The organism is Psychrobacter sp. DWR1-2-3 (assembly GCF_049896465.1).
Taxonomy (GTDB): Bacteria; Pseudomonadota; Gammaproteobacteria; order Pseudomonadales; family Moraxellaceae; genus Psychrobacter; species Psychrobacter maritimus.
Genome location: NZ_JAFCUJ010000002.1, coordinates 288707 through 306477, shown reverse-complemented (window position 1 = coordinate 306477; position 17771 = coordinate 288707). Strand labels below are relative to the sequence as shown.

At 44.2% G+C, this 17771-nt stretch carries 15 protein-coding genes; 3 read left to right on the top strand and 12 right to left on the bottom strand.

Going from position 1 to position 17771, the window contains the following annotated elements; all coding sequences use genetic code 11:
• Window positions 1-69: 69 nt before the first annotated feature.
• Window positions 70-1482, top strand: coding sequence for a PLP-dependent aminotransferase family protein (locus ACP7AA_RS04495; protein WP_298906784.1), 1413 nt, complete (start codon window positions 70-72; stop codon window positions 1480-1482).
• Between the two features lie 10 nt (window positions 1483-1492).
• On the opposite strand, the gene ACP7AA_RS04490 is transcribed toward ACP7AA_RS04495, so the two are convergent.
• From ACP7AA_RS04490 to yghU, 4 genes are all read right to left on the bottom strand, one after another.
• A complete protein-coding gene (locus tag ACP7AA_RS04490; RefSeq protein ID WP_298906787.1) occupies window positions 1493-2737 on the bottom strand; it encodes a DUF819 domain-containing protein in 1245 nt (414 codons plus the stop codon).
• A gap of 249 nt (window positions 2738-2986) precedes the next feature.
• Entirely contained in the window at window positions 2987-4663 is a 1677-nt protein-coding gene (locus tag ACP7AA_RS04485; RefSeq protein WP_201618438.1) for a DEAD/DEAH box helicase, read from the bottom strand.
• A 597-nt stretch (window positions 4664-5260) separates the two neighbouring features.
• Window positions 5261-6553, bottom strand: coding sequence for a DUF1176 domain-containing protein (locus tag ACP7AA_RS04480; protein WP_426222780.1), 1293 nt, complete (start codon window positions 6551-6553; stop codon window positions 5261-5263).
• Window positions 6554-6959: 406 nt separating this feature from the next.
• A complete protein-coding gene (yghU, locus tag ACP7AA_RS04475) occupies window positions 6960-7841 on the bottom strand; it encodes a glutathione-dependent disulfide-bond oxidoreductase (protein WP_426222779.1) in 882 nt (293 codons plus the stop codon).
• 411 nt (window positions 7842-8252) lie between these two features.
• Here yghU and ACP7AA_RS04470 point away from each other — a divergent pair, with 411 nt between their 5' ends.
• On the top strand, window positions 8253-9629 hold the full coding sequence (locus ACP7AA_RS04470; protein ID WP_426222778.1) for a DHA2 family efflux MFS transporter permease subunit: 1377 nt from the start codon (window positions 8253-8255) through the stop codon (window positions 9627-9629).
• Between the two features lie 148 nt (window positions 9630-9777).
• Here the strand turns inward: ACP7AA_RS04470 and bfr (ACP7AA_RS04465) are convergent, their stop codons facing one another.
• The 3 genes from bfr (ACP7AA_RS04465) to ACP7AA_RS04455 form a co-directional block, all read right to left on the bottom strand.
• Window positions 9778-10260 (bottom strand): bacterioferritin, encoded by a 483-nt coding sequence (bfr, locus tag ACP7AA_RS04465; RefSeq protein ID WP_281491519.1) that lies wholly within the window; start codon window positions 10258-10260, stop codon window positions 9778-9780.
• Between the two features lie 77 nt (window positions 10261-10337).
• A complete protein-coding gene (bfr, locus tag ACP7AA_RS04460) occupies window positions 10338-10826 on the bottom strand; it encodes a bacterioferritin (protein ID WP_426222777.1) in 489 nt (162 codons plus the stop codon).
• 389 nt (window positions 10827-11215) lie between these two features.
• Complete coding sequence (locus ACP7AA_RS04455) at window positions 11216-11407, bottom strand: (2Fe-2S)-binding protein (protein WP_149489495.1); 192 nt, start codon at window positions 11405-11407, stop codon at window positions 11216-11218.
• Between the two features lie 286 nt (window positions 11408-11693).
• Between ACP7AA_RS04455 and ACP7AA_RS04450 the strand changes: the two genes are divergently transcribed.
• The gene (locus tag ACP7AA_RS04450; RefSeq protein ID WP_201565897.1) at window positions 11694-12017 is read left to right on the top strand and encodes an ArsR/SmtB family transcription factor; all 324 of its coding nucleotides are present in this window, start codon (window positions 11694-11696) and stop codon (window positions 12015-12017) included.
• 256 nt (window positions 12018-12273) lie between these two features.
• Here the strand turns inward: ACP7AA_RS04450 and ACP7AA_RS04445 are convergent, their stop codons facing one another.
• The 5 genes from ACP7AA_RS04445 to ACP7AA_RS04425 form a co-directional block, all read right to left on the bottom strand.
• Window positions 12274-12996: a sulfate/molybdate ABC transporter ATP-binding protein gene (locus ACP7AA_RS04445; protein ID WP_183618246.1), complete on the bottom strand. Its 723-nt coding sequence runs from the start codon at window positions 12994-12996 to the stop codon at window positions 12274-12276.
• Between the two features lie 81 nt (window positions 12997-13077).
• Window positions 13078-14037: a sulfate ABC transporter permease subunit CysW gene (gene cysW / locus ACP7AA_RS04440; protein ID WP_201625429.1), complete on the bottom strand. Its 960-nt coding sequence runs from the start codon at window positions 14035-14037 to the stop codon at window positions 13078-13080.
• On the bottom strand, window positions 14037-14921 hold the full coding sequence (gene cysT, locus ACP7AA_RS04435) for a sulfate ABC transporter permease subunit CysT (protein WP_183618248.1): 885 nt from the start codon (window positions 14919-14921) through the stop codon (window positions 14037-14039). The genes cysW and cysT overlap by 1 nt, the downstream gene beginning before the upstream one ends.
• Before the next feature lie 226 nt (window positions 14922-15147).
• A complete protein-coding gene (locus ACP7AA_RS04430) occupies window positions 15148-16251 on the bottom strand; it encodes a sulfate ABC transporter substrate-binding protein (RefSeq protein ID WP_281491521.1) in 1104 nt (367 codons plus the stop codon).
• A gap of 331 nt (window positions 16252-16582) precedes the next feature.
• Window positions 16583-17758, bottom strand: coding sequence for a sulfate ABC transporter substrate-binding protein (locus tag ACP7AA_RS04425; RefSeq protein ID WP_281491522.1), 1176 nt, complete (start codon window positions 17756-17758; stop codon window positions 16583-16585).
• Window positions 17759-17771: the final 13 nt, after the last annotated feature.

The window sequence follows — 17771 nt, the reverse complement described above, 5'->3', positions numbered from 1 at the left end:
TGAACAAAGTGTATAGTTACTCTTAACGTTACAATTAATCATGACATTGAAGAGATAAGCACATTCATTATGGTCGAAACCTATACGCTCAATCCAAATTTAACCAAGACTGCCGCCGTCGCTGAATGGTTACAGCAGCGTATTGACTGGCAGATTTACCTGCCCAATCAGCGTGTGCCCTCGGTGCGAAAGTTAGCGAAGCTATTAAATATATCAAGCTTTACGGTGGTACAAGCTTATGAGCAATTGGTGGCTACCAGCGTGCTAATTGCTAAGCCCAGCTCGGGCTATTATGTCAATACGCAAGCAAAAGTAGTTCAGCCGAATGATGATAAAAGAGCAGTCGTTAAGCACCCAGTAATAGATACGCGCTGGCTGGTGCAGCAAGTCTTTAGTGATATCCCGCATCATCGCTCGCCGGGGGTGGGAACATTACCGAGAGACTGGGTACGTAATGATAAGATGGAATGGGCCATACGGCAGGTAACCCAGCAAGCCGATAGCTTTATCTATGATTATGGTAATGTTCATGGCTATTTGCCGCTACGTCAGCAGCTGGTTCAACACCTGCATACGCTGGGCATGCAAACCCATACCGAGCACATAATTACTACGGCAGGAGTGTCGCAAGCCGTGACCATGGTGGCGCTGCTGCTTACTCAAGCTGGGGATACGGTGGTCGTTGATGGGCCGGGCTGGTATTGGCTATCAAGCTGTTTGCAACAACAAGGATTAAACGTCGTCTCTGTAGAACGTGACCATCAAGGGCCTAATATCGAGCAGATGCAAAAGCTGTTTGCGACGCATCGTCCCAAGCTCTATTTGACCAACAGTGTGCTGCATAATCCGACCTCTTGTAACCTGCATCCTGCTCGCGCGCACCAAGTACTCAATCTTATTCATGAGTACGATGCTTATATTTTTGAGGACGATTTATACGCCGCATTTGTACCGGGTGGTCAAGTGCTGCGTTATGCCAGCCTTGATCAGTTTGAACGGGTGTTTTATGCGACTGGGTTTTCAAAGTCAATGGCGTCAGGCTGGCGCGTTGGCATGTTGGTCTGTCCTGATAACTATATCGATGATGTATTGCGTATTAAAACCTTAAGCAATTCAAACACACCAGAATTTGGTGAACGGGTTTGTCATCATTTATGGACGCATGGTGAGTATCGCCGGCAGATTAAAAAAGTGCAGCAGCATTTATATAGCGCTCATGAAAGAATGCGCCAAGCATTACCAAGGATAGGACTTATCTACCCTGAGCATACACAAGCAGGTATCTTTGTTTGGGTAGACACGGGGCAGGATACCAGCCAACTGGCATTAGATGCCTATAAAGCAGGTTGGCTGGTCGCACCGGGGCAATTATTTTACCCAGATGCCCGCGCCTCAACCCATCTGCGACTCAATGTATCAACAACAAGCGATGAGTTTTTGAGTTGGTTGGGTGATTATTTGGATAAAAGCTGTCAATACTGATAAAACTCCATTACCCCACCACCAACCGCATCATCTGCGTACTGATATAACCACCAAAGGTACCCACGGCATAGCCTAAAATACCCAAAAACACCCCAACGGGTGCCAGTGACGGATGAAATGCTGTGGCGACAATCGGTGCCGATGACGCGCCGCCAGTATTGGCGTTGGAGCCGACCGCTAAAAAGAAAAACGGCGCACGAATCATCCTAGCAACCGCAAAAATAATCACGACGTGGATACTCATCCATAATAAACCAATGAGTAGCAAGCGCCACTGCGAGACAATACCGGCAAGATTGATTTGCATACCGATAGCGGCAATCAAGACAAAGATAAATACCGTCCCGATTTTTGAGGCGCCAACATGGTCAAGGCGGCGAATTTTGGTAAAGGAGAAAATCACCCCTATTAAGGTGATAATCACCACCATCCAAAAGAATGAGCTGGCAAAGCTATATTGTACCGCCCAACTGTAAGGGGCAAAGAAGCCTGCTATTTGCCCGCCTACGAAATGCGCCACTCCAACCATGGCGAAACACAAACCAAACATCACCATCAAATCATTTAAAGTGGCTGGGCGCGCATTGTCACGCTCATAGCTTTCAACTGCGGCAATCACTTTATCAATACTACTGCTATCAGCCCGTAAAAACTTATCTATCTTAGCGCTATGCTTGGCCATGACCAAAATAGCCAATAACCATAGTGAGGCATTGGTAGTATCAACCAAAATCATCATACCAAATAAATCATCGCTGACGCCAAACAGCTCTTTCATTGCCGCTTGGTTGGCCGCGCCGCCAATCCAACTGCCCGCGACCGCTGAAAATCCGCGCCACAGGGTATCGTCGGTAAACATCTCAGGTGATATCCATTTAGCAATACCTAAGCTAATCGGACCGCTAATGACGATGGCAATGCTAGCGGCGAAGAACATGGCAATCGCTTTCCAGCCTAAGCCTAAAATTTTAGGGACATCCATCGATAAGGTCATGAGCAGCAAACTGGCTGGCAACAAATAAGTGGCAGTAAAGCCATAAATCTGTGAGCCGATGCCATCAGCGAAGACACCCAGACTGTTGAGCGTGGCTGGGATAAAGCAGCACAGCACAATACCCGGCAATACCGCATAAAAACGTCGCCAAAATTTACCTGGCAGCCCTTGGGTATAAAATACCAGACCGATAATGGCCATGATAATGCCAAATGCTAATGGCAGATTGTCAATTGCTAAATAAGAGATGTCGGGCATCAGATGGCTCCGCAGCAGACGATGAATAAAAGCCTGTCAGTATAGACAAGGCGAAAAAGACGCGCAAGCAACGATCTCGCATTGTTGATTTTTTATCGATGTTTTATCATTGACATAGAGCCGCCTTACTATAAAACCATGACGCACAAAAAAGCCAGATAACAAGTATCTGGCTTTTTTGGTGCTAGGTTATAAGGTTAGGTTAAGAATCTTAATAGACACTGTCGTTAACCATTATTGATAGCAGTATTACGAGTTGTTACTACGGTTGCCACCGCTTGAGCGACCTTGACCACGGCTGTCAGCACGACCAGCTGGGCGACCTTGGCTGCCACTTGGACGACCACGACCCGTTGCAGCACGCTCGCCACGTGGAACGCCAGTGCTATCACCACGGCTAGGAGCACCAGTGCGCTTGCCTTGATACGGCTTGCCACCTGAACGCTCATTTGGTTTGCCAGATGAATCACGTGGCTTACCTTGATAACCGCTGTCATTGCTAGCGCGTTGACCAGTCGATGCGCTGTCGCTTGAACGACCACGAGCATTAGCAGGATTGCCTTGATAGCCACCACCCGCGCGACCACGGCCTTGACCGTTACCGCCGCCACTTGAGCGTCCGCGACCACGGCCACGACCATTACCTTTGTTTTCGCTAGGTACATAAGTCTTCTTAGGCTCCATACCTTCGATGACCGATACTTCCATTTTGCGATCTAAATAACGATTGATAGCGTTTAGCTGTGGACGATCATCCATGCTACATAGGCTGATGGCAATACCCGTACGACCGGCACGGCCACAACGACCGATACGATGCACGTAGTCTTCTGTTTGACGTGGCAAGTCATAGTTAATGACGTGCGATAGTGCTGGCACGTCAAGACCACGAGCAGCAACGTCAGTCGCTACTAAGATTTTACATTTACCATTACGCAAGTCTTGAACGATACGGTTACGCTTGCTTTGTGGCAAGTCACCATGTAAGAAGCTGGCTTTATGGCCTTGCTCTTGTAGAGATTTGGCTAATTTTTCAGTACTACGTTTGGTCGCAGCAAAGATGATGACTTGTTCCATCTCTTTATCGCAAACAATTTTGTCAAGCAAACGGTTTTTATGATCAAAATCGTCACAGTAATACACTTTTTCTTCGATGTGTGCTGATTCAACTTTGATTGAAACGCGCTCAGGGTTTTTGGTGAAGCTGGCAGCAATCTTGCCAACAGGACCATCCCAAGTTGCTGAACACATGATGGTTTGACGGTTATCAGGAGCGGCTTTCAAGATATCGTTGATATCATCGGCAAAACCCATGTCAAGCATACGGTCAGCTTCATCAAGTACCAAAACTTCTAGGCTTGATAAGTCAACGCGGCCCGCATTGATATGGTCAAGTAAACGACCAGGAGTCGCAACAATTACTTGCACGCCTTTTTTCAAAGCAGTAATCTGACCATTGTAAGGTGCGCCGCCTACTAATGGCACACAGAACAAACCGCGCATATCTTTAGAATATGTACGCACACTGTCATGTACTTGCTGAGCAAGTTCACGCGTTGGCGTTAGGATAAGGGCTTTGGTTAGTTTGTCAAAGCTAGTGGCACGGCTTAAACGGTCAAGTACTGGGATAACAAATGCCGCTGTTTTACCACTACCGGTTTGCGCTGACAATAATAAGTCGCGACCCGCTAGAGCAAAAGGAATGGCTTGTTCTTGAATAGGTGTTGGATGGGTATAACCACTGCGATCAAGCGCGGTCAAAATTGGCTTGGCAATATTAAGTTCAGCAAAAGTGATTTTGTTTTCTTCAGCAGCGTCAGTAGTAGCCGCTTGATTATTAGTATCGGTATTTGCAGTTGTGTTTGGGGTATCAGTGCTTTCGATGATGCCGTTTTCAGCGGCGATAGCAGATAAGATGTCAGTCATAGTAATCCTTGGTAAGTATAAGCTGCTGTAAATTCAGCAAGCTTGATGCATACCACTGATAACCGTTCACCACGCTGCATTTATAAAATAATTATCTCACCCTAAAAAAGGCTTAACAATCAAAAGCCAAGCTTATAAAGCTTGTCAATATTATAAAGGCGTTCGTGCTGTCTGACGTATTTTGGTGGTAGTGCCGAGTGTCTCATCCTTGTTCATTAAAAGCGCATTATCCATGCTTTGTCCAAAGCAGATAAAGGCTGGTAACAACCAATCTAGCCCATATATGGGTTCGTAGATAAGATATGAGTCAAAAATAACGTGTTTTTCAATATGTATATGAAGGGTTATTTAAGTACACAAAATCATCGGCAACAATTACTTATGGTCATCCTAGACCCAAAATCGCAGGCGATGTTATCAATCTCATAATTCACGATAGTCTAAGCTAACGTGGCGACGCAGTATAGCATAACAAAAATGCAAGTAGTAGATTTTTTTCTGTTTATTAGCAAAATAAGGGCTATAGCTGCAAATATATGCTTAAAAACTGATGTTAAACCAAGCCTTTAAGCAAGTTGCTGTTTTCATTAAATTTAATTATATACGTGACACTTTTACTTCCGTCACATAGGTTGGTAATTGCCAAGCACCGCCTACCTCTATCAAGCGACACATGCCTGTGGTGCTTTCATGGCTCTTCTCAAAAGCTTTGCCCGTCCATACCCAGTCGGTTTTAGATAAGCAGTCGCCAATCCCGCGGCCTTTTTGCACCGAGGTTAATTTGCCATTGCTGTAATCGGTTGCACTGGTCGTCACCAAGGTTGGCTGATAAGGCTTAGTATCATTGAGCACCCAAGCGCCCATGCCAGTGTTATAAGCACCCATCCAGCAATCATGCTGTACGAGCAGCTGCTTGCTATTTAGACGGCTGACCCGCCAAGGTGACTTATCTGCTAAGTTTGGGCAATCTGTATCTGCATCCTTCATGGTGGTTTTCATCAGCTCGGCTAACTGCGATGAGCGCATCACAAACTTTCTCTTACTGCTAGAGATGGCTTTAGGGTTTGGCGTGACCAAGCGTAGCGCGGGTGCTGCTTTAGGCGCCAAGACACTACTATTAGATTTGCTTGCGCTATCGGTACTGATAAAGGCACTTGGTGTCCCTACTCGGCCCTGTGCTTCATCGGCTTTGAGCATGACGGCACTGGCACCTTTATCCGATAGCTGCCAGCGCGTATTGCGAATCACCAGCTCAATCTTACTTGATTTAGTCAAGGCATCAAGTAGCGCGTTGACTTGCGCTGAGGTCAGCTCTGCATGACCTGCCGCCACCGAGTATGGCTTGGTTTCTCCGTAATCTCTATCATTAATAAACAAGGATATGCGATGGCGGTTGCCAAGCTGCATCAAGGCCTTTGCTGAGCTTTCTTTTGCGCCGCCAAGTTTGACCTTGCCATCGACGGTGGCATTGGCACCTGCGCGGCGCACCAATAATAACGACACCGGTAAATCGCTATTGTTCTCTGCTTGGTAACCTGCCAGCCTGCAAGTGCGGGTATTATCACAAGCCACTTGCCAATCTTGGTTGCTAAAATCAACAGCCGCGCCAGCCTGCGCCGCTGAACTAAATAAAGCCGTGCTAATGGCTGCAAATAAGGGTAATAAAATTTTCTTTGTCATCAATAAGGGTATCTTTTTTGTTTTTATAGGATTTATTGTGCGATGAGTGCTATCTGTTAAGAGGTTGGATTTTTTATGGCGCTGCTGATTGGCATTGCTATTGCTGCTACTATTTTTACTACCACTACCATAGTTAGCATGACCAAAATTAACTGTTATCTCACGCGTTAAGGGTGATGATGCACGCGTCGTCTTATTATTATCCTTCATAATCATTACTCATTAATAGAATAAATATCAACACCTGCCCATTAAGGCGGTGGCTGCTATTTTAACGTACCAATGTTTCTATCTGTTATACTAATGTACCATTATGTAAAGACGGAAGCATAGTGCTGATTCAATATATAGATAAGTATATTTGTAATAAAGAATATATTATACGGAATATAGCAAGCAAAAGGTTAATAAGCAAATTGCCTATTAACCTTTTTTATTGGATTGTTTTTTATTGAATCATATGATGCTCTGCCATCTACTCGGCAATAGCGTAAATGACGATTGACGATTTTGACTGGCGTCTAAATGAGCGTGCTGGCGTCAATAATCGTTGAGATAGACAGCTTAAAATACATGCTTAAGTAATGAGATTCAGTAATCAGACTCAGTAATGGGCTTAAACAATAGGCTTAAGCACTAAATCTACCGCGCGTCTAACCGCTGGACGCTCGGCAATTTTTTGTGCCCAACGCTTTAGATGCTTATACTCCTCTACTTGTAAGAACTCGGCGGCATCATAAAGCTTACCAAGTACCAGTTGACCATACCATGCCCAAATAATCATATCGGCAATATTATAGTCAGACTCAGCGTTGCCACACATATACTCGTGGTCTTTAAGATGCGTATCCAAGACATCAAGCTGGCGTTTGGTCTCCATCGTATAGCGATTGATAGGATACTCTAGCGGTTCAGGCGCATAGGCATAAAAATGCCCGAAGCCGCCACCTAAGAACGGCGCGCTACCCATCTGCCACATCAGCCAAGACAGACAGTCTGCCCGTGCTTTACCCTGCTGCATCGGGATAAACTTGCCAAACTTTTCCGCTAAATATAATAAGATAGCGCCCGACTCAAAAAGTGCAATAGGCTCGCCCGCCTCTGAGTTATCTACAGTAGCAGAATAATCTACCAGCGCAGGAATTTTTGAGTTCGGATTGATAGCGACAAATCCTGAGCCAAACTGGTCACCTTCAGAGATGTCAATTTGATAGGCGTCGTACTCAGCACCCTTAATATTCAGCTCAGCAAGCTCTTCTAACAGGATATTTACTTTCACGCCATTGGGTGTATTCAATGAATATAGCTGTAAAGGCGCCTCGCCGACGGGTAGTTTTTGCTCATGGCGCGCGCCAGCCGTTGGCCGATTGATACTGGCGAACTTACCGCCATTTTCGCTGTCATTTTCCCAAACTTTAGGCGGAGTATAGCCGCTAGCATTGTTGTTTTGAATGTTGTTGTTTTTATCATTACTTGCTTGATTATTATCATTACTCATAAGATTACCTACTTTTTTTATTGCTTTATTATGTGTTGTTTGATTGCTCTTTACCGCTATCTACTATAGCGAGGATTGATGCTTTGATTAAAGCCCTGTCTTGTAACCTAATTTTTAAGAGTCATTAAAAGGAATGCCAAAGCGTTTAAGGGTAAATTTCTAATAACTGGGCGTATACCGTTACTTTGCTACTCTTTAACTCAAAGGTAGTTGTTTTTATACTACCCACACCTTAGCGGCTTTTTAGAGACTTGGTTTTTCAGAAACATAGTTTTCTAGAGACATAGCTTTTTATAAACATAATTGAAAATAGTAAAAAGACGCTCTAATCGGCACTTTTAATGCACTCTTAAACCCCTCTTTTAAAAACTGCGCTTAGCAACAATGGTCGTAAGATATGGTGATGTCAATATGGTAACCCTAACCCCAACCCAAGATAAATACCTACCCTATGTGCTAGCGGTGGCGTTATTTATGCAAATTTTAGATGCCACCATCTTAAATACCTCCTTGCCACAGATGGCGCAAGCGCTTGGGGAATCACCGTTAAAAATGCAATGGGCGGTCATCAGCTACGCGCTAACCCTTGCGATTTTTATTCCTATCAGTGGATTCTTAGCCGATAAATATGGCACACGGCGGGTGTTTTTATACGCCATTATTATATTTTGTATTGGCTCGCTATTGTGCGCTGCCTCGCCGACATTAGATTTCTTGATTGGTTCGCGCATTGTACAAGGTATTGGCGGCGCGATGATGACCCCTGTGGCACGTCTGATACTGGTCAAGTCCTATCCACGCAACAAGCTCTTAACCGTGATGAACTTTGCGGTGATACCGGCGTTAATTGCGCCGTTAGTCGGGCCGGTATTAGGTGGTTATATTGTGCAATATACCAGTTGGCATTGGATATTTTTAATCAATATCCCGATGGGCGTTTTTGGTTTTATCATGGGTAGAAAACTGGTACCGGCATTATTTGAGGATACCAAACGTTTAGATTGGACAGGTTTTGCTTTGTTTGCCGCAGCCGCTTGTGGTTTTACCCTTGCGGTAGAATTTGGCTCACAGACAGGTCGAGGGCTTTACGGTCTGCTACTTGGATTAGGCGCAAGTCTATTGATAGGCGCTTATGTGTGGCATGCTAAACGCCGCGCAGCACCACTATTTCCCCTAAGCTTGTTTAATATTCGTACCTTTCGTATTGGTATTACTGGTAACTTATTCACGCGCTTAGGTATCAGCGCTGTACCTTTCTTATTGCCACTATTGCTACAAGTGGTGTTCGAATACTCGCCATCGCAAGCCGGTTGGCTGCTTGCGCCCATTGCAGTTGGTGCAATCGGTATCAAACCTTGGGTCAGTAAAATCATTCAGCGCTTTACCTACCGTAAGGTGTTGGTGGCTAATACCTTTTTAATCGGTGTGCTTATCATTGTCTTGGCGCAGTTTAACGATGCCGCAAATTGGATTTGGTTTATTCCTATCTTGACTGTGATGGGTGCTTGTAACTCAATGCAGTTTAGTGCGATGAATACCATTACCATCGGTGATTTAGAAGGCACGCAGACCAGTAGCGGTAATAGCTTAATGGCCGTCAATCAGCAATTGGCGATTAGTTTTGGCATTGCCTTTGGTGCGGCGTTATTAAATCTGCTACGTGAGCGCTTCGAGCTTGATACCTTGGTGGCATTTCAAACTACCTATTGGATACTCGGTATCATCACCATTCTCTCGGGATTATACTTCTTACGCCTTAAACCTCAAGATGGGCGCGGCTTGTATTAAGCATTTTTATTGAAACCATCAAAAAACGAATGGTATTTATCTACTTTGAATACAGAAACGTTAGACATAAAAATGCCAGCGTATACTAACAGAGGTCTTAAATTGACTTTTTAGTATGCGCTGGCAGGTATCAGCACTTTTTATAATTTTAAGGCGCTTTATCGTCATCCATTTGCGATTGGATATAGTTTTCAACGCCAATATCTTTAATCAAGTCCTGTTGCGTCTCTAACCAGTCTTGATACTCTTCGTTGCCGTCTTTTAAGCTGACGAGTAGCTGGCGCGAGACATAGTCACGCTTGCTCTCACATAAGGTGATTGCATCGGTGATAATATCGAATTTCTGCTTCTCTAAACGCAGGTTGCAATCGATAATCTCTGGTACATCTTCCCCAACCAAGACTTTACCCAATTCTTGCAAATTTGGCAGACCGCCTACTAGCAAAATACGTGCAATCAGCTCATCTGACCATTTCATCTCAGCAATCGACTGCTTATATAGTGAGTCATTTAACGACTCTAAGCCCCAATGGCGTGCGATACGTGCGTGCAAAAAGTACTGATTGATGGCTATCAATGACTGACCGAGCACTTTATTCAGCGCACGTGTGATCTCTTTATCCCCTTTCATCTTTCTCTCCCTATATTCATTATTATTTTATTACGGATAGTTCTAACAAGTGTTAAAGGTGCTTAGTGAATAAAATACTAAACAATATCAGGAGACACTTCCGCCATCTGGCTTTGCAAGTAATTAGGTAGACCAATCATATCAATCAGGCGCAACTGCTGCTCGAGCCAATGAGCATGATCTTCTTCGGTGTCTTTGAGCTGTTCAACCAGCATCTCACGGGTGATATAATCATGCTCTGCTTCACAAAGCGCAATGCCATCTTTAAGGTGCTGTTGTACCTGATACTCTAAATCGAGATCAAGCTGCAACATCTCAGGAACCGTCGTCCCAATATTAATCTCATTGACGCTCATCTTAGGCGTACCGCTCAACATCAAAATACGGCGGATAATCGCTCGGGCGTGCAGTGTTTCATCGTGCATCTCATGGCTGATACGGTCATACAGTTTGCCGTAATGCCATTCTGCATACATCTCAGAGTGAATGAAATATTGGTCACGAGCTGCAAGCTCACCACCTAATAAAAAATTTAAATAATCAATGACCTTTGGGCTGCCTATCATCACCTATACTCCTGTATTTTTATTTATCTGCGTCTACATTCACAATAATACATATATAGAAAGTACTATTAGTAAACTAATCAGTAAAGATTAGAACCAACGAAATGTCTTACAAAGTAAGTCAGATATAGTAGCATACGGGAATAATGGCGCTTGTAACGATATGAACTAAGAATAAGATGCTAATTGAGAATCGTAATTAATTCGTATAACGAGCCTTAGTGTTTGAGAGTTTTAACGAGGTTTTTCATGCACTTATTTAATAAAGTTAACAAGTGATATTAGAGAATTTAAGATAAATAAGTGCCGATAGTAGACGTCATTGAGTACTGCCCTGCTACGCTTTTTATTGATAGCAGGTCATCAATAGCAAAGTCGACAAGGAGTGCTTAAACGGCATAAGCCAACGCATCAAGTTTGGCGTGATGTTCATCAAGGTAGTCATTGACCATAGGTTCGCAGCAGCCACAGCAAGTCGCTACATCAAGGGTATCTTTTAAACCGTCTAACGTATCAATGCCTGAGGCAATAGCGGCTTTAATTTGTTTTTCTTTGACGTCGTTACAGATACATACGTACATGTGCTGGCTCCTACATAAATGTCAATCTTGTTATTCGTTATAATAACGATAATTATTACCATTTACAATAGTATTTGAGGTATTGTTCAGTCACATCGTTATTACTACAGGGTTATCTTACCCTTACTTAATCCATGTAACTGCATATAACCTTGGGTGTAACTATAACGTACCAAAGGTAGTAAAATGGCGACGAACTGTAAATTTGCTCATTTTTTAATCGATTTTACAGATGACTGCTGTTATATTGACCCCCTATTAACTAGATTCATATTGGAATTGCTCTATGTCTAATAATAATTCTACGATACAACCGCTTGAGTTATTTAAAGTATTGTCTGACCCAACGCGCTTAAAAATCTTCCAAATCTTATTTAACAAAGAATCGCGCTGTGTGGGTGAATTGGTAGAAATACTTGACCAACCACAGCCGACCATCTCGCGTCACTTGAATCATTTGAAAAAGCTGGGTATTTTGAGCTGTGTTCGTGATGGGACATGGATGTGGTATGAGGTGTCTGATAATCTGCCAGAATGGTGCCAAGAGATTTTGGAAATCACTTATAAGCAGATATCGACCAAAGACATCAATATGCCGAAGCCTGCTTAACTTGATGCTAAGAGCAAGAGGTATTGATATAGTTAGTTCAAAATAAAATCGATGTTAATAGTTGTGTGCGACTGGTATAAATTTTCCTTGCTTGCTGCTATCACAGAGGCTACGAAAAATTAATCCCCGTCACACTGTATCTGTTTTAGAGTGAAGCCACTATAATTAATACTTCAGCGCATAAAAAAAGACCTATCAATGATAGGTCTTTTTTTTGTTTTCAAATTTTGTCTTAAAATACGCCTTTAGATCTAGATTAGACTAAGTCTAAAAAATCACTCACAAAGGCGTTGGCTGGCTGGTGAATCAGCTCCTCTGACGTCCCTACTTGCTCAACGCGACCATGGTTCATCACCACAATTTCATCAGACACCGCCCGCGCCTCTTCTTGGTCATGCGTCACCATGATGCTGGTAATACCGAGCTCGTGGTGGATATTCTTTAGCCAAGTACGCAGCTCTTTACGTACCTTGGCATCTAGCGCCCCAAACGGCTCATCTAACAGCAGTAATTTTGGCTTAACAGCAAGCGCTCGTGCCAGCGCAATACGTTGACGCTGACCGCCTGATAACTGATGTGGATAAGCATTGGCAACTTGCGGCAGCTGTACTAAGTCTAGCAATTCAGCAACGCGTTTATTGATATCCGCTTTACTTGGGCGCTCGTTTTTTGGTAATAAGGTTAAGCCAAAACCGACATTATCGGCGATGTTTTTGTGGCGAAACAACGCATAGTGCTGAAACATAAAGCCAATATGGCGCTTTTGTACCGGTGTATTGGTGACATCTAACTCATCAAATAATATCTGCCCTGAGTCTGCATATTCTAGACCAGCAATGATACGCAGCAAGGTGGTTTTACCGCAGCCTGAAGGACCAAGTAAAGTGGTCAACTTACCCGTCGGTACAGTAATATTGATATCATCTAAGGCGGTAAAATTACCGAATTTTTTATTAACGTTGCGAATCTCGATGCTCATAATGGGTTCTCTTATTATATTTTTGGCTTAACGTCTTCATGTGACAGATGGCTTGTTAACGACTACTTTATAGCATAGCGCTTATAGACGACCGCTGCTTTCTGCCAGGGTTGCATCTTTAGGGTTTGATGCATTGCTAGCATTGGCACTAACTGGCAACTCAGGCACAGTTGCTAAGCGCTCAGACTTGGCAAATTTGCGCTCTTGCAGCTTGGTCATCACTTGTTGTATTAGCAGCGTTACCAGCGCCAAGGCAGCAAGTAAGCTCGATAAGGCAAAAGCCGCGGTAAAGTTATAATCGTTATAAGCAATCTCAACCAATAGCGGCATGGTATTGGTTTCACCGCGAATATGACCGGAGACTACGCTGACTGCGCCAAACTCGCCCATTGCCCGTGCATTGGTCAAAATCAACCCATACAGCAGCGCCCATTTGATATTTGGTAGCGTCACATGCCAAAACGTCTGCCAACCTGTAGCACCTAGTGTCAATGCTGCTTGCTCTTCACTATCACCTTGCGTTTGCATCAGAGGAATTAGCTCACGGGCGACAAACGGAAAGGTGACAAATAACGTCGCTAAGATAATCCCTGGTACGGCATAAATCACCTGAAAGCCCATGCTTTCAAGCCAGCCACCAATCGTAGAATTCAGCCCGAACAACAGCACAAACATCAAACCTGCAACCACCGGCGACACCGAAAACGGTAAATCAAGCAATGTCGTCACCAGCTGCTTACCTTTAAATTGATAACGGGTCACCAGCCACGCAATTGCAATACCCATCACCATATTAATCGGCAATACAATCGCCGCGGTAATCAAGGTTAACTTAATCGCTTGTAAGGCTTCAGGGTCGACCAATGAGGCAATATACAACTGCCAACCATTTTTAAAGGCTTCATAAAAGACCGCGAACAGTGGCACGACCAACATGATGACCATAAATAACACCGCGATGGTGATAAAGGTACGGCGTATCCATGGCGTGTCTTTGGTCGCTGGGTTGCTTTGGTAGTCGTAGCTATTAGAGATTTGCATTAGCGGGCTCCTACGCGGCGCGACAGCTTCCACTGTACGATATTAATGGTCAATAAAATCACAAATGAGATCAGTAGCATAAAGAGTGCGACGGCTGATGCTCCTTGCACATCAAATTGCTCAAGCTTACTGATAATGATTAGTGGCAAAATCTCAGACTGCATCGGAATATTACCGGCGATAAAAATCACCGAGCCATACTCACCAGTGGCACGGGCAAACATCATGCCAGCGCCCATCAGTAAAGCCGGCAATAGCTCTGGTAAAATCACCTTACGAAAGGTCGTAAAGCGATTGGCGCCCAGTACCGCCGCTGCTTCTTCAAATTCAACCGATAATTCGGCAAGCACCGGCTGCACAGCACGGACGATAAAGGGAAAGCTGACCACCACTAAAGCGAGCCAAATACCTAATGGCGTAAAAGCCACTTGAATATCAAACTTAGCAAACCACTGTCCGATTAAGCCATTAGGCGCATAAAGGGTGGCAAGCGAGATACCCGTAACAGCTGTCGGTAGTGCAAATGGTAAATCAACCAACGCATTAATCAGCGATTTACCCCAAAACTCGTAGCGCACCAGCACCCAAGCAACCAGCGTACCAAACACCATGTTGGTGAGCATCGCTAAAAACGACATCCATAAGCTGAGTTTGATAGCAGCGGTCACTTGCGGCTGAGTAATGGTCTCCCAAAAACCCGTCCAGCCCATTTGTGTCGTGGTATAGGCCATCATGGCAAACGGCAGCACCACCAGTAATGATAAGCTAAAGACAGTGATGCCCATGCTTAGTCCAAACCCTGGTAGCACATTGCGCTGGCGCAAGCGGGTCAGCCAACCTTTTTTATTGACAGGTTTGCTGGCAGGAGAAGTTGTTGCACTCATAGTGATGTCCTATTGCCTAACTGATGGCGCTTATTTGTTGCTCGTAAGCACCACGTGATATCAGATGTATTTATTATTGGTCTGCTTAAGCGATAAAGGACACAGCGTGGGTAGCCATGTCCTTTATGTGCTCGGACGTTACTCTAAAGCTGACTGCTTAAACGTTATCTAATGAAAAGCTCATAAAAACTTTATAAATGGGCTACGCAGTCAGCGTACTAGCGGCTTACTTTGGTGCATTAATGGCTAACTGATCGAACACGCCGCCATCGCTAAAGTAAGTGCTCATGATTTCATCCCATGTGCCAAAGGCATCATTTGGACGGAAAGTATCGATAGGTGGCAATTTATCACTGTTCTTATCAAGCACACTCTTCACACTTGGGCGCAGATATAAATTGGCTGCCAATTGCTGAGCAGGCTCGCTCCATAAGTAATCAAGATAGGCTTTTGCCGCATCGGTGGTACCTTTTTTATCGGTCACGGTTTTCACGACAGCGACTGGGCTTTCAGACTTGATAGAGTATTTAGGATAAACGATATCCACTTTACCCAAACCAAAATCGGTCGCTGCTAAATTGGCTTCGTTTTCAAAAGTTACCAAGACATCACCGATACCGCGCTGAACGAAAGTCGTCGTCGCTGCACGTCCACCATTCTCGTATACTTTGACATTTTTCAGCATGTCTTTGACGTAGTTTTTGGCTTGCGTTTCATCTTTATTAAAGGCATGTAAACCATAACCATAAGCGCCTAAGAACGCATAGCGACCATTACCCGTGACTTTTGGGTTGGCCATAACAATCTCAACGCCTTCTTTGGTCAAGTCTTGCCAATCGTTAATACCTTTTGGATTGTCTTTACGTACTAAAAATACGATGGTACTGGTAAAAGGTACGGCATTATCTGGGAATTTACTTTCCCAATCAGCCTCAACCAAGCCTTTTTTCTCAAGTAGCTCGATATCAGAGCCTTGGTTCATGGTCGCCACATCGGCTTGCAAACCGTTAGCAACCGATAATGCTTGCTTACTTGAGCCGCCGTGTGATTGCTTGATTAAGATATTGCTGTTTGGATTTTCCGCTTTATAGTGCTCAACGAATAATGGGTTGTAATCTTTATAAAAGTCGCGCGCCACATCGTAAGAGACGTTTAATAGCTCAATATCTTGACCTTCGGTAGTGGCTGGCGTGCCTTCTGCGTTGGTTGCTGGTTCAGCTTTATCGCTATTACTACAGCCTGCGATACCCAACGTAAGCGCCACACCGGCGATACTTAGTACGCTAAGCGTTTTGTTTTTATATTTATAACCTGTGGTATATGATGTCATGGCTGCCTCAAAAGGGATTGGTTAGTGAATGCAAGTATGCTAACAGCGCCAGCTTATTATGTTTAATGATGAATATGCGTATGTTATTGCCAAAACGGAATATAGTATTTATAAAGATAAGGTTATCAATAATTTAAATACGATAAGCAATAGATAACCTTAAATATTTTATAAATTGACACTTTGGTGCCAAGATATTTATTCATTATTATTTATGGTCATTTAGCGCTTTAACCACTTATAAACGGCTTTATAAAGCGTTAAAAGCGTTAAAAGCGTTAAAAGCGTTAAAAGGGTTAAAGCAGCTAATGAATGGCTTAGGCGCTGTCCGTTACTTTACCCGCGCTAGCTGATCAAAACGCCCACCATCGACAAAGAAAGTCTCCATGATACTGTCCCAATCCCCAAACACGGCAACCGGCTCAAAGGTTTGAATATCCTTTAAAGTGCCTGTATGGGCTGCGAGCACCTCTTTGTTGCTCGGACGCAAATACATCTTTGCCATCAGCTCTTGCGCCGGTTTATCCCACAGTGTTTTTAGATAAGCAGTTGCCGCGGCGGTGGTGCCTTTTTTATCGGTTACGGTTTTCACCACAGCAACAGGGTTGGCAATCACAATAGAGTAACTTGGATAAACGATATCGACCTGACCTTTGGCAAACTGCTTAGCAGCCAGATGCGCTTCGTTTTCAGTGGTGATTAAAACATCACCAAGACCGCGCTGGGTAAAGGTCGTGGTGGCAGCGCGCGCGCCATTGTCATAGGTGACGACGTTTGCCAGTAGTTTTTTGATAAAAGCATCGGTTTTGGCGGGGCTTTGCACCTTTTCTTTAAAATGATGTAAGCCGTAGCCATAAGCGCCCAAAAAGGCATAACGCGCCGTGCCACTGGTCTTTGGATTTGGCAATACTACGGCAATATCGTTACGGGCTAAGTCTGACCAGTCTTTGATGCCTTTTGGGTTGCCCGCACGAACTAGCAGTACCATAGTACTGCTATAAGGCACGGCATTGTTTGGCAATGCCTGCTGCCAATCGCTAGCCACCAAGCCTTTTTCAACCAGCAAATTCATATCGCTTTCTTGGTTTAGAGTAACGACGTCTGCCTGCAAGCCATTGGCAACCGCCAGCGCTTGTTTGCTCGAGCCGCCGTGCGATTGGTTGATATTAACCTTGATACTTGGGTGTTTTTGCTGATAATTTGCATTAAACAACGGGTTGTAGTCTTTATAAAAGTCGCGTGACACATCATAAGATACATTTAATAAATCAATATTTTTTGCCTTATTGGCGGCGTCATTTTGGTTGGCTTCGGTAGGGTTGCAGCCTGTGATCAGTACCGCCGCTGCGAGCACACTACCAAGGCCAAAACTGCTGGCAAAGTTGATAGTAAAGCTAAAGCGATTGGTGAGCACTGTGCCGATGCTTTTAGGTTGAATGGCGAAAGTAGCACGCGCATTAATGTGCTTAGGAGGTATCTTTTGACCGCTCTTTTTATTTGGCTGCATATTTGCTCTCTAA

Bases quoted from the DNA above. Each gene is read 5' to 3' on its own strand.
- ACP7AA_RS04445 (WP_183618246.1), bottom strand. From the start codon at position 12,996: ATGAGCATCGAGATTCGCAACGTTAATAAAAAATTCGGTAATTTTACC.
- ACP7AA_RS04430 (WP_281491521.1), bottom strand. From the start codon at position 16,251: ATGACATCATATACCACAGGTTATAAATATAAAAACAAAACGCTTAGC.
- ACP7AA_RS04425 (WP_281491522.1), bottom strand. From the start codon at position 17,758: ATGCAGCCAAATAAAAAGAGCGGTCAAAAGATACCTCCTAAGCACATT.
- ACP7AA_RS04480 (WP_426222780.1), bottom strand. From the start codon at position 6,553: ATGAAGGATAATAATAAGACGACGCGTGCATCATCACCCTTAACGCGT.
- ACP7AA_RS04470 (WP_426222778.1), top strand. From the start codon at position 8,253: ATGGTAACCCTAACCCCAACCCAAGATAAATACCTACCCTATGTGCTA.
- cysW (WP_201625429.1), bottom strand. From the start codon at position 14,037: ATGCAAATCTCTAATAGCTACGACTACCAAAGCAACCCAGCGACCAAA.
- cysT (WP_183618248.1), bottom strand. From the start codon at position 14,921: ATGAGTGCAACAACTTCTCCTGCCAGCAAACCTGTCAATAAAAAAGGT.
- ACP7AA_RS04455 (WP_149489495.1), bottom strand. From the start codon at position 11,407: ATGTACGTATGTATCTGTAACGACGTCAAAGAAAAACAAATTAAAGCC.
- ACP7AA_RS04495 (WP_298906784.1), top strand. From the start codon at position 70: ATGGTCGAAACCTATACGCTCAATCCAAATTTAACCAAGACTGCCGCC.
- ACP7AA_RS04450 (WP_201565897.1), top strand. From the start codon at position 11,694: ATGTCTAATAATAATTCTACGATACAACCGCTTGAGTTATTTAAAGTA.
- yghU (WP_426222779.1), bottom strand. From the start codon at position 7,841: ATGAGTAATGATAATAATCAAGCAAGTAATGATAAAAACAACAACATT.
- ACP7AA_RS04490 (WP_298906787.1), bottom strand. From the start codon at position 2,737: ATGCCCGACATCTCTTATTTAGCAATTGACAATCTGCCATTAGCATTT.
- ACP7AA_RS04485 (WP_201618438.1), bottom strand. From the start codon at position 4,663: ATGACTGACATCTTATCTGCTATCGCCGCTGAAAACGGCATCATCGAA.
- bfr (WP_426222777.1), bottom strand. From the start codon at position 10,826: ATGATAGGCAGCCCAAAGGTCATTGATTATTTAAATTTTTTATTAGGT.
- bfr (WP_281491519.1), bottom strand. From the start codon at position 10,260: ATGAAAGGGGATAAAGAGATCACACGTGCGCTGAATAAAGTGCTCGGT.